This window comes from Lachnospira multipara ATCC 19207, from assembly GCF_000424105.1.
In the GTDB taxonomy this organism is placed as follows: domain Bacteria; phylum Bacillota; class Clostridia; order Lachnospirales; family Lachnospiraceae; genus Lachnospira; species Lachnospira multipara.
This window is the reverse complement of record NZ_AUJG01000001.1, coordinates 397,815-411,316: the sequence shown is the minus strand read 5'-3', so window position 1 is coordinate 411,316 and position 13,502 is coordinate 397,815. Positions and strand designations below refer to the sequence as shown.

Genomic DNA, 13,502 nt, shown 5'->3' with positions numbered 1-13,502 from the left:
TTAATCCTTTCGCATCTTAAACGTCTCATCAACTACAAAATCCTCAACCAAATAACTTTCCATAACCCTTCTTAAAGTCATGTAATCTCTAAGTTCATTGCTAGCAAAGCAGTCGTTAATATTATCAAAACGGCCCCTGCTTGTCTCCCCAATTAGATTAGTAAACTCTATTGTATTCTCGGCGGTTTTAGTACATTTTCCCTCGCCTTCAATAGTGAAGTAATACCTTAAACTATCTCCGTAGAAGAGATTGAATTTATATGTAAATAGACCAAAATCCGTAGAGTTCATAAGCTCGCTAGTAAACTTAGTAGAAGACTCATTTAAAATGTAATGAATCATTACTTTATGATTTGGGCTTGCTATACATTCAAGAATCGTTGCTCCCACTAGATTATAAGGAAGTCTAAGGTAATTGCTTAGGTTAGAATAAAAGCTAAGCATAATATTTTTCTTACAAAGATAATCTATAACCTTTTGAGCAAGTTCCCTTCTTTCCTCTTCCTTTAGTAGCTCTGGCTTTCTTGAAATTTCTTTTAAATAAGCCACGTAACATATATCTGCAAGACCTACATTTTCAGCAATACTTCTTTCAATTACCTTATAGATTACCTCGTTTGCCTTCTTACCCTTAACAATAAAGAGGTAGGAATTGTAGGCTAGGTAAGCCTTTGTAACAAGCTTAATGCCGTGGTGGCTGTAGTAATCTGTAAAGACTTCTGTAAGTCTGCCATTATGCACCCCACTAAACATCATCTGAATAATGACTCTTTCCGATAGTTCAGTGACATCAAGGCCGAAGTTCTGGCAGGCCTTCCACAACTTGTAAAAGTCCTCATTAGAACAAGAAGCATATCTTAACATGTATATAAGCAATTTCTCATTATAAACTCTGTTTGCAAAGAGGTAACTTGCAATAAAATCTAGTTCCTTAGATTCCTCAAAATTATTATTTGTAATTAAATGATCTGTAAGTCTAAGTAGCTTAGCAGGATAAACCCCTCTAAAGCCATATTCCTGCCCCAATTCATAGGCCTCATCATAGAGCTTATTATTTAGAGCTATCTCAATAAGTCTAATGCCATCTTCTCTTTTTAGCTTTGACTTAATAAGCAGGGCTAATACACTTTCTGCATTTTCAAATTCATTTAATTCATAATAATATTTAATAAGCCATGAATTAACCTTTAGCTTAAAGTTATAGCCCATAAGTGGATTTACTAAAATGTATTTATATCCACCAAGGGTTTCCTCAGATTTATCCCCCTTTTTGTGACTATCATAAGCCCAGTTAATCAAAAAGCCTTCGTTTGAAATATCAAATTGTCTAAGGGTATTCATAGAAACCATATCTGTCATTAAAGGCTTGATTTCATGCTCTATGCCCTCTTTTCTAATAACTCCATCCTCGCATAAAAAGCAGATGGCAGAATTATTAGTATAAATTGGAATACAGCAAACTCCCTGCTTTAGCTCATAAAAATCAAGACTAGCTTTTTCTGTTAGCTTAACCACTACCGCCTTAACTCTCTTATCCTTAACAGTGATTTTATTGATGTAATCAAGAATAGATATAAAGTTTGCGTTGTCATCGTTTACAAGTTCCCCTCTCAACACATTTTTGTAAATAATGGACATATCCTCGTTTATAAAGCCAAGCTTTAGTTGTTCAATTGCAAAGTTTTCTATAATTCTTTCATAAGCCTCATACTCTTCCTTATAAACTCCCTTATTATCTAGAATATTAGCATAAAGGAAAGCCTTATCCTCTCTAGATAAAGAGTTATCATACATAAAATACATAAGCACAGGCTTAGGAAATACCACATTCATAGACCTAGGACAGCTAGAAATATAATACTCATAAATTCTTGTTATCTTAAAGCCCTTAACAATGGCAAGCTCGATATAGTGGTTGTTATCCTCACTATCAAGGCCTGCTCTAACTAGGTGCTTTACTAGTGGCTCTAAAATGCTATCAAGCTTATACATGTTATAAAGAATCTTTAAAATTACTAGCTGCTCGTTACTTGCATACTTAAGCTCATCCACCACATCAGCAATCTGTCTTGCAAGATTTTCATGAATAGCACTGTGACGAATACCAAAGGTTACAACCTTTAACTCAAAGTCATCAAGAACTCTAAATAATTCTGGATGGCTATTAAAGATTCTAAGGGCCTCATAATACATAACAGGACTTGTGCAGCCCTTTGATATAATCTCCTTTAAACGAACTAGTCTAATACTTCTATTCTTCTCATTTTCTGTATTAAGATAGAATAAAATCCAGAGAATCTGCCAGCTCTTATTGCCGCTTTCATAAATTCCCCTAACCTGATTTATTACCTTTCTTGTGTAATCTCCTGACTTTAAAAGCAGACTATTTACATAGAGAAAATAAGCGTAATTTACAGGGTTTGAGTGCATACTAGCTAGGGCTTCTACCTTTACCTCTTCAATAATTTCTGAGGCTAATTCATCCTCCCCAGTAATTACAAAGCTCTGGGCAAGGGCTAGTTTTAAAAATATATCTCCCTTTGTAGAGGAATAATATTTATTTACAATTTCTCTTACGTGACTTACAAAATCATCACGTCGAATAATATTCATTCTGTAATCAAGATACTCCATAACTAGATGCTTATAGGCAAGCTTACTTTCCCTATGTCTAGTTTTTTCTTCAGATTTTAGAATCTGTGTATCCTCTTTAATTTCAATGATATAATCTAGATTTACGTTAAAAGAACGAAGTCGTATTTTTGCAAAATTATTACCCTTATGTAATTTTTCTACATCAATAAAATATTCAACTTCGCAGATATCTCCTGTGAAATCATCCTGATTTAAGCTTGTATTCTCTAGCTTAATAAAATCCTCATCACAAGATAAATCGAGTTTAAAATTTCCCCAGCCCGATTTTTTTATTACAAAAAAGTCTTTAAGATTACTGTTTGGGCATTCATAGATTTTCTTAGTTTCAGCTAGCTTAAAGCTAGTTGCCACTTTCTTATTTAGGGCAATTAAAAACTCTTCAATAGATTCTAGTCCGTGCTCACGATTCTTTAGGGCATCGTAAATATTAGATAGCTTTTCATCATTTTCCAAAAAGATATCCTTAAAATCTGGACTAAAAAAGATTTCCATAACCTCGCTTGGGGCTGTTTGGTAGAGGTTTGTAAAATGAAAGAGATTAGATGCATTTCCAAGACTAGTCTCCACAAACTTTTCAATGCACTTAAAAGAGTAAGGGATTTCAAGTTCGCCAGCTTCACTAATAACCACAAACTTTCCCTCTAAGCTCTCCTTTTTCTTTAAATCCCTGCCATCAACTCTATATCTAATAACTATATTAGTTCCGGCAAAATTCTTATCAATAATTTCCACTCTTAAATCAGAGGCAAAAACCATTCCTCTCAATGAATTTGATGCCTCTAATTCAAAGCTAGACTCAGTTATAAGGTCTTTTGCAATATCAAGTCTTACTATCTCTTCCTTACACTTAAGTCGATTTTCTTCAAAATTAAATTTTCCTCTTGATAGACGATTTACATAATCTCTCATTTGGAACCCCTCCCATTTTTAACCAGTTTAAAAATCTAGCATCTACTCTTCAATATAAAATTTCTCCTCTTTGTATTCGTCTGGCAAATACTGCTGTTCCACATAATGCCCTGGATAGGCATGTGGATACTTATAACCAACTCCATGTCCAAGCTTTGCGGCCCCCTTATAATGGGCATCTTGCAAATGTGTTGGCACCGGCACCTGCTTATGAGTCTTTACAAATTCTAGAGCTCTATCAATTGCCATATAACTTGCATTACTCTTTGGTGCCTTGGCTATATAAATGGCTGCCTCTGCTAAGATGATTCTAGCCTCTGGCATACCCACTCTTTCAACTGCAAGGCAGGCAGAAACTGCAACATTTAGTGCATTGGGATCTGCCATTCCTACATCTTCACTAGCACAAATCATAATTCTTCTAGCAATAAACTTTATATCTTCCCCAGCATAAAGCATCTTAGCTAGATAATAAGTAACTGCATCCGGGTCTGAACCTCTCATGCTCTTAATAAAAGCTGAGATTGTATCATAGTGATTATCCCCGTCACTATCATATCTTACGGCTCTTTTTTGAATACAGTTTTGAGCGACCTCTAAATCGATATGTATCTTTCCATCTTCGCTTTTATCTGTTGTTAAAATGCCCAGCTCAATGGCATTTAGAGCACTTCTAGCATCTCCATTAGAAATATCTGCTAGAAAATCTAGTGCCTCTTCATCAATTTCAGCATTATAAGAACCCATACCATTAACTTCATCATAAACGGCTCTCTTTAAAATCACCTTTATGTCTTCTTTTTTCAAAGGCATAAGTTCAAAAATAATTGATCTAGATATAAGAGCGGCATTTACTTCAAAGTAAGGATTCTCAGTAGTTGCACCTACTAAGACTAAGGTTCCATCCTCCACATAAGGAAGGAGGAAATCCTGCTGTCCCTTATTAAATCTGTGAATCTCATCTATAAAAAGTATTGTCTTTTTTCCATACATAGCTAGGTTATCTTTAGCAGCCTTAACCACTTCTTCCATATCCTTTTTACCGGCTATTGTGGCATTTATCTGTCTAAAGTCTGCGCTTGTTGTATTGGCAATAACTTTTGCAAGGGTTGTCTTTCCTGTTCCTGGAGGTCCATAAAAGATAACTGAGCTTAACTTATCCGCCTTAATTGCTCTATAAAGTAAACTATCCTTACCAATTATGTGCTCCTGACCTACTATATCATCTAATGTCTTAGGTCTTAGTCGCATAGCAAGAGGTGATTCCTTCTTGCTATTATTCTCTCTCATATAATCAAACAAATCCATATTAATACCTAACTTGTCCTATTTACTTTAACTTAGTTCCTAACCAGAATCTTGCTATCTTTCCTACCTCACTAAGAGAGCCTCCCTTAGTTGAGCAAGTGCATAAAAGCTCGCTTGATGCGTAGAAATATAGCTTATTCTTATATTTTACCATACCAATGTTAGTAGTAAGATTATCTCCTGTATAAATCTTTACAGCTGCGGCTGTGGAAGATTTTCTATAATAAATACTATTATCAACTATATAGCAAATAGCCTTACTATCATTACTTACAAGGCTAAGGGAACCATCATAGACATTGCTTTCAAGTTCCTTTTCCTCGCCCTTCTTAACCCTAACTAAATTAGAATCTCCATCAATAAAGTAAAGTTCCTTTGTGGAATAATTATATACCACATTTCTTGCAGTCTTAATATTATCTAGTTCCTCAAGACTTGATACTGTGTCCCCATCAAGCTTTGCAGAATAAACTGTATTAGTATTAAGAGCATAAACATAATTATTAGTCTCATCATAGATAAACTCCATGCTTGAGTCTGAAGACTTAGCAAGAACTGTAGATTTAGCATCCTTAATATCATATAGATAATAAACATAACCAATGGCATAGACAAAGCTATTAGCCTTATCCCACTCGTTTACTAAATCAGCACTATAGCTGTAGTAATTGTAATTATCAGAACTCATGCCTAAAAGATTAGTTACATTTCCCTCAAGACTAGTCTTTTTCTTAGTCTTATAGTTATATTCAAATAAATTACCATCATTATCTACTGCCACCACAAGGCTTTGGGCTGTATAAACATAATATTTACTGATGTCCTCGCTTAAATTAATGGTTTGATATTCAAGGCCATCAAAAAATACTACGTTTAAGCTCTTACTACCTGTACCACCCTCGTCATTTAGCTCTTCAGTTTCAGTATAAATCAAAACTCCGCTATCTCTTAGGGCTACTAATTCCTTTGAATTTTTGTTAGTGGCAAGCTTAACTGTTCCCTTACTTGTGTTAACAATGATTTCGTAGTTGCCATCCTCAAGATAGGAAACGAAAGCTAAATAATCTCCGTCATTACTTGCCATCTCCTGCTTTATGCTACCCTCTATATCAAGGTTTTCTGCCTGGTAAAATGTTTTTCCATCCACAGCAAATACAGCATCCGACTCGTCACAAACATAACTAGACTCTAGATCTGTTACATTGTAAATCTTGTCGTTATAGCTAAAGAAAAGCTCGTAATTCTTTCTTGTTACCAACTTATAAATTCCAACAATTATAAGGACTAAGCACACTAGAGCTGCCACTAAAAAGGCTATTCTTCTAATGTTATATTTGAATTTCTTAGCCTTTCTAATTGAAACAGACTTAAGCGGTCCTTCTTCATTGTTCTCATTATTCTTATTTGAAGGCTTGGTGTCTTTAGTTGACTTTCTCTTAGACTTTCTAAGCTTCTTTGCTAAGCCCCTGGCCTTTATTTTAAGCTTAGACATTTTATTCTCCTCAGAAAATAGACCATCTACAACTTCCATCAAATCAAATTCTTTTTTCTCTTCTTTTTTATCTTCTTCTAATTCTTCCTTACCCCTGTTTTTAAGTCTCTCTTCGTAGGCCTTCTTTCTTTTAAGGTAATCCGAATTATTTACAAGGACCACAGGTCCATCACAACGTGGACACTGAGGGCCTTCATATTCCTGACCACACTTTGGACAAAGCATAATCTCACCTCAGCTCTTTAATCTATATTTATTAATATTATTTTACATTATTATACTAACTATTTAAAGTATTTCTTCTAATAACATATCTTTAGATTTGAATTTCTTGTCAAAGCAAATGTCCTCAAGCCTGTTAATTACACTAGCAATAATTCTAAAAGTCTCATCATTTAGTGTAAAGGTATAAAGCTTATTAAGAGGGCTTGTAACAATATACTGTAGTGTATAGAGGGCATCTTTACTAAGTCTTACTGCTGCAAGGCTCTCTGTTATACAATCGCCACAAACTACTCCATTAAGATCCTTTGCGTAAAATAATAAATTATCTTCCTTGCCACATTTTCTACAAGAGAAGAAATCCGGACATTCTCCATTAATGGCAATCATTCTTAACTCGTAAATGTATCTTATTAAGGCGTTTGGAATCTGCTCCTTTAAAAGAGCCTTAAGGCTTACATATAAAAGGTTTATAAGCTCCTTCGCCTCAAGGTTTTCTCTTGAGTAATAATCTGCAATTTCTGCAAAATAATAGCCATAGCAAACCGCATCCAAGTCAGTTACTAACTCTTCAAAATACTCTTTTGCCACGGCCTTGTATATGGTGTAGGAATTCCTTCCTCTATAAACTTCAAAATCAGCAAAGATAAAGGGTCTTGTAAGCCCTATCAAGCTGCTATTAGGTCGTCTAGCACCTTTAGCAAAAGCACTTATCTTACCTAATTCTTTTGTTAAAATAACAATTCTTCTATCTGACTCACCTACTGGCATGCTAGATAAAATAATTCCCGTAACATTAATTACTTCTGCCATAAGATATCCTTTCAGTTAGCTAATAATCCCCTTAATTATACTCCAAATGGGCAATAAAAAAAAGGCTGCTACATTAGTAACAGCCTTTGAAATCCGACTAGATATCAATTGCTAAAATCTAAATTTGTCTTCGAAGTATGCCTTAAGATCTGCAATTGCAACTCTTTCCTGTTCCATAGTATCTCTATCACGAACAGTTACGCAACCATCTTCTTCAGAATCAAAGTCGTATGTAATACAGTAAGGAGTTCCGATTTCATCTAATCTTCTATATCTCTTACCGATGTTTCCTCTATCATCGAATTCGCAGTTGTAGTACTTAGAAAGTTCTGCATATACCTTCTCTGCGCCTTCGTTTAACTTCTTAGAAAGTGGTAAAATACCAATCTTTACAGGAGCAAGTGCTGGATGGAAGTGAAGAACAGTTCTTACGTCGCCGCCTTCTAATTCTTCTTCATCATAAGCTGCACAAAGGAATGCAAGTGTAACTCTATCTGCACCAAGTGATGGCTCGATAACGTATGGTACATACTTTTCCTTAGCTTCATCATCAAAGTAAGACATATCCTCACCTGATGTTGTCTGATGCTGAGTAAGATCGTAATCAGTTCTATCAGCGATACCCCATAATTCGCCCCAACCAAATGGGAATAAGAATTCGATATCTGTTGTACCCTTAGAGTAGAATGCTAATTCTTCTGGATCATGATCTCTAAGTCTCATTTCATCTTCCTTGATACCAAGAGAAAGTAACCAATCACGGCAGAAGCCTCTCCAATACTGGAACCATTCAAGGTCAGTACCTGGCTTGCAGAAGAACTCTAATTCCATCTGCTCGAATTCTCTTGTTCTAAATGTAAAGTTACCAGGAGTAATTTCATTACGGAATGACTTACCTACCTGTCCAATACCAAATGGTACCTTCTTTCTTGAAGTTCTCTGAACGTTCTTAAAGTTAACGAAAATACCCTGAGCTGTTTCTGGACGAAGATAAACTGTATTCTTAGCATCTTCTGTAACACCCTGGAAAGTCTTGAACATAAGGTTAAACTGTCTAATTTCTGTGAAGTTATGCTTTCCACAAGAAGGACAATTTATTTCATGCTCATCGATGAAGTTCTTCATATATTCCTGAGTCCAACCATCTACTGATGACTCAAGTTCGTAGTTATTGTCTGCTGCCCAATCTTCAATGATCTTGTCAGCTCTAAATCTTTCATGACATTCCTTACAGTCCATTAAAGGATCTGAGAAACCACCTAAGTGACCTGATGCAACCCATGTCTGTGGATTCATAAGAATAGCACAGTCAACACCAACGTTGTAAGGATTCTCCTGAATAAATTTCTGCCACCAAGCTCTCTTAACATTGTTCTTAAGCTCAACACCAAGATTACCGTAATCCCATGTATTAGCAAGACCACCATAGATTTCAGAACCTGGATATACAAAGCCTCTTGCCTTAGCTAAGGCAACAATCTTCTCCATTGTCTTTTCCATATTGAAACTCCTTTTTATTATAGTCTATTAGACTTAATTACTTATAAAGCTAGTTATCTAGAAGATAACTAGCTTTTTTAGTTTATAACATAATATTAAATTTGGCAATTGTTAATTTAAGCCTTTTAGTTGTCTGCAAGATCTTTTTTATCATAGCCGAAGTTTTTCATTAAGATATCGCTATCTCTCCACTCCTTCTTAACCTTAACCCAGAGCTTTAAATTAACCTTCATTTCTAACTGCTTCTCGATTTCGAAGCGCGCATCAGTTCCGATTCTTTTAAGCATATTGCCGCCCTTACCAATAATAATTCCCTTATGAGAATCTCTTTCACATATAATTGTGGCATCAATATCAGTAATAGGCTTTTTATTAGTTGTCTGTCTTTCCTTAAGCATATTGATTTCGACAGCAATACCGTGAGGAATTTCATCTTCTAGACAATAAAGTGCCTTCTCTCTAATAAGTTCAGCAATAATCTGACGCATTGGCTGATCTGTAACAGTATCTGCATCATAATACATTGGACCATATGGAAGATAATCAAAGATAGCTTCCTTTAAATCCTCTACATTGTTACCATTTCTTGCAGAAACAGGAACGATTTCATCAAAATCAAGTTCCTTTCTATACATATCAATTACAGGAAGAATTTCCTCCTTCTTAACCATATCTATCTTATTAATAACAAGGATTATAGGCTTCTTAACATTTTTAAGACGCTCTAAAATCTTTGATTCTGCTTCCCCTATGAAAGCCTTAGGTTCTACTAAATAACATATAAGATCCACATCCTTAATTGTTCGCTCAGCTGCATTAACCATATATTCTCCAAGCTTATTCTTAGCCTTATGAATACCTGGTGTATCAACAAAGACAATCTGTCCTCTCTCATCAGTATAAACTGTCTGGATTCTATTTCTTGTTGTCTGCGGCTTATTAGAAGTAATGGCAATCTTCTGACCTATGATATTGTTCATAAGTGTTGATTTACCTACGTTTGGTCTTCCAATAAATGTTACAAAACCTGACTTAAGGTTTTCATTATTAACTGTGGCACCATTTCCTGTAATACCACTAGCTGCAAGCATTTCGTCTAAATTCATTAATTAATTCCTTTCTTACTATCTCATCATAACCATTTTTCTAGTTTCCACTAGATAGGATAAGAGGCTTAACCTCGTCAAAGATTTCCTTATTATCCTGGATTACCTGCTGGTTACCTACTACGCTTAAGTAATCCTGTTCCATTGCTAATTTAACAATTGGTGCAAGGGCCTTAATAGCCTTAACATCACACTCTAGAATTTCCTTTCTTTCCTTTGCAAATGTGTCGTAATCCGCATTGCTTAAGTAAGCACTAAAGGATCTAATACCCTTAGCTGAAGGATTTAGAGGTGTGTCTAAATCACTAATTGTTCCAATGATATATTTTAACATATCTCTATCTGAAACATCAAAGTTTTCTACATACTCATAAGCCTTTTTAAAGATATCAATAGTTTCCTTTAAGTTTGGATCTCTATAACTTGAAAGATACATATCACCATTTCTTAGGAAACTACTGTTACAGCCATAAGCTCCACCCTTAACTCTTACATTTATCCATAAATAATCATAAGAGAAGATAACCTTTAATACCTTTAGGGCGCCAGTATATTCATAGCCTTCCTTAATATAATTTCCACACATTGCCACATACTGCACCTGTGAAGAAGATGTAAAGCCAGTCTTAACCTTCTTTGGCACGTATTCACGCTTAGCGACTTCATACTTATTATCAGGAACAGCCTCTAAGAACTTCTTAAGAGACTTCTCAAATAATTCGTAGCCCTCATCATCAGCTGTAATATGAACTATAAGATTATCCTTATTGAAAATGTATGAAACAAGCTCATTTAACTTTGAAACGATAGTTTCCTTAAGCTCGTCAAAGTTAGCATTTAAGTGCTCAATAAAGCTGTAATACTGATAGCCCTTCATAAGATTAGAATAGTGAGCCTTCTTTGAGAACTGTGAAAGTGTATTCATAACAGCCACTGTGTTACCTGCACTAACCATTGAACCCTCAAGTCTTGACTTACTTCTAGCAAGGATTTCCTTTAATCTCTTATAGTCATCAAACTTTGTTGTATAGATGATTTCCTTATACATATCAAAGATGAAGTCTAGTTTATTATAAAGGGACTTGCCCTTTAACTCATATCTAATTGTAAACTTATCTAAGTCGTCCTTATCTGAGTAAATTGCAGCTCCATCAGTTCTAATTCCACCACTGTTAATATTGATTTCATTAGTTAATTCCTGATAGCTGTAATTTTTTGTATCCATAGATGTCATTACAGTTGAAAGTAAGCCAACGTATGGAATAAGCTCATCTGGTACATCCTTACAATCAAAAGAAAGTAATGAGTAGGCAATCTTATTAGTAAATAAATCACTAAATACTACGTCTACTCCGTTAACTTCCCTCTTATCGATGTAGAGCTTTTCAGGGTTCTTTTCAATATCAGAGAGCTTAAGCATAGGAATTGACTCTAAGTCCTTCTGACTAGATGGAGTATCTTGATATTCCTTTAATTCCTTAGTAGACTTGATGATTTCCTCAAGCTGCTCATCTGTTAAAGTAGCCTTGTAATCTGCAAGTCTCTTAGCTTCCTTTTGTCTTCTTGCCTCATCTAAGCCCTTCTTAGGATTTAGAGTAAGAATTAACTTGTGGTTATTGTTAAGTAAATACTTGTCGATTAAGTTTTCAAAATAGCCCTTATCAATCTCTTCTCTTAGTTCTGCATAAATCTTGCCTTCCTTAACATGAACAAAAGGCTTTGTCTCGTCATAGAACCAGCTATCATTCATATTTAGGTAGTACATAAGTCCCTTAGGGAATGGGCCGTAATCTGCCTCTCTATACTTAAATTCGTAATAGTTAAGAGCAGCAAGTAATAATCTAGGATTAATACCCTCATCTCTTAGCTTAGTTAAAGTCTCATTAACTACCTTAACGAATTCGTCCTTCTTATCTGCATTAGCATTCTTAGCTACAATTGAGTAAATTGGCTGATAAATTGAAGATTCAAAATCAGAATAAATATCAGTACCAATACCTGCATCAATTAAAGCCTGCTTTAGTGGTGCGCCTGGCGCAAGAACTAAGGCATAATCTAAGATATCCATAGCAAGATATAACTTATCATCAGTACTTGTACCAACTACTGTGTTATATGAAAAATATGTATTATTCTCCTCTGACTCATCATCAGCAATAGCATATTCTCTTACTAAATCAAGAGGCTTATCAAAGCCCTTCTGATAGGCAATATCAGTGTTAATATTAACATCTGCCTTATCAAAATTATCAAGATATTCCTTAGCTAAGTAATCAAGTCTTTCATTAATATCAAAGTCACCGTAAATATAGATGTAGCTATTCACAGGATGATAATATTCACCATGATACTTTAAGAAATCCTCATAAGTTAAATCAGGAATAACCTCTGGGTCTCCGCCAGATTCATACTTATAGTTGTTATCTGGGAAAAGACTTGAAAATGTATATCTAGCAAGGACGTCATCAGCTGATGAAAATGCACCCTTCATTTCGTTAAATACAACGCCGTTAAACTTAAGTGGTGCATCCTTACTCTCTAATTCGTAATGCCATCCTTCCTGCATAAAGATCTTCTTCTCCTTATACATGTTAGGATAGAAAACTGCATCCATATAAACGTCAGTTAAGTTCTTAAAATCCACGTCATTACAACTTGCCACAGGATAAATTGTCTTATCTGGGTAAGTCATGGCATTAAGGAATGTATTAAGTGAACCCTTAACTAATTCAACAAAAGGATCCTTTACAGGGTACTTTCTTGAACCGCAAAGAGTTGAATGTTCAATAATATGCTGAGTTCCAGTGTCGTTAGTTGGAGGTGTCTTAAAGCCAATTGAAAACACCTTATTATTATCGTCATTAGATACTAAGCAAATCTTAGCACCACTCTTTTTATGTTTAAGTAATAAACCTACTGAATTAAGGTCTTCTAACTGTTCAACACTAATAGTCTCATAATCATCTCGACTGAAGTTTTTTAACTTGTCAAAATGTGCTTTTAAATCCATAGTCTGTCCTCTTTTCTTTTAAAATTTTATCTATAAGCAAATACAGTCAAGACTCGCTCGCGAGTCTTGCGCGCCGGATTCGGGTCTGCTTCAGCAGACAAATTCCTATCCGAATCCGTGCGCATCCTCGCGGAGCGTTTAACTCAGTCGGAGCTTGTACCCCGACTGAGTATAGTTTGTCATAACCCCCACCTACGCTAACGCTTAGAGGTGGGGGATTTCTCCGACTGAGTTAAAAATAGCTAATTTACTAGTTTACAAAACAATAAAACAGGCCTTGCAAATGCTAATTTTAACATACTACAAGACCTGTTGTAAACTTACCGTATAGCCATAAATAGTGAAAGTTTTATAAAACTAACTCAAAATAAACTAGTAAATTTATATCACGTAATTTTTATATATAAATTATATCATTAATAAATAGAATTGCAAGTGTAAAGCGGGGGATTGCTTACACTGCGTTCAAAAAAACTCACATAAAACA

7 protein-coding genes are annotated in these 13,502 nt (G+C 35.0%); all 7 read right to left on the bottom strand.

All coding sequences use genetic code 11. From position 1 onward, the window contains the following. Window positions 1-3,564, bottom strand: coding sequence for a DUF5717 family protein (locus G600_RS0101750; RefSeq protein WP_027430393.1), 3,564 nt, complete (start codon window positions 3,562-3,564; stop codon window positions 1-3). A 42-nt stretch (window positions 3,565-3,606) separates the two neighbouring features. Further along, window positions 3,607-4,872 carry a replication-associated recombination protein A gene (locus G600_RS13450; protein ID WP_051195310.1) on the bottom strand — a complete coding sequence of 422 codons (1,266 nt, stop codon included), beginning with the start codon at window positions 4,870-4,872 and terminating at the stop codon, window positions 3,607-3,609. A 22-nt stretch (window positions 4,873-4,894) separates the two neighbouring features. Further along, on the bottom strand, window positions 4,895-6,589 hold the full coding sequence (locus G600_RS0101740) for a hypothetical protein (RefSeq protein ID WP_027430392.1): 1,695 nt from the start codon (window positions 6,587-6,589) through the stop codon (window positions 4,895-4,897). 63 nt (window positions 6,590-6,652) lie between these two features. Continuing rightward, window positions 6,653-7,399 carry a DNA repair protein RecO gene (gene recO, locus G600_RS0101735; protein WP_027430391.1) on the bottom strand — a complete coding sequence of 249 codons (747 nt, stop codon included), beginning with the start codon at window positions 7,397-7,399 and terminating at the stop codon, window positions 6,653-6,655. Window positions 7,400-7,510: 111 nt separating this feature from the next. Next, a complete protein-coding gene (locus G600_RS0101730) occupies window positions 7,511-8,899 on the bottom strand; it encodes a glycine--tRNA ligase (protein WP_027430390.1) in 1,389 nt (462 codons plus the stop codon). Between the two features lie 125 nt (window positions 8,900-9,024). Continuing rightward, a complete protein-coding gene (gene era / locus G600_RS0101725; RefSeq protein ID WP_051195322.1) occupies window positions 9,025-9,990 on the bottom strand; it encodes a GTPase Era in 966 nt (321 codons plus the stop codon). 55 nt (window positions 9,991-10,045) lie between these two features. Beyond that, a complete protein-coding gene (locus G600_RS0101720) occupies window positions 10,046-13,015 on the bottom strand; it encodes an insulinase family protein (protein WP_051195309.1) in 2,970 nt (989 codons plus the stop codon). Window positions 13,016-13,502 lie beyond the last annotated feature (487 nt).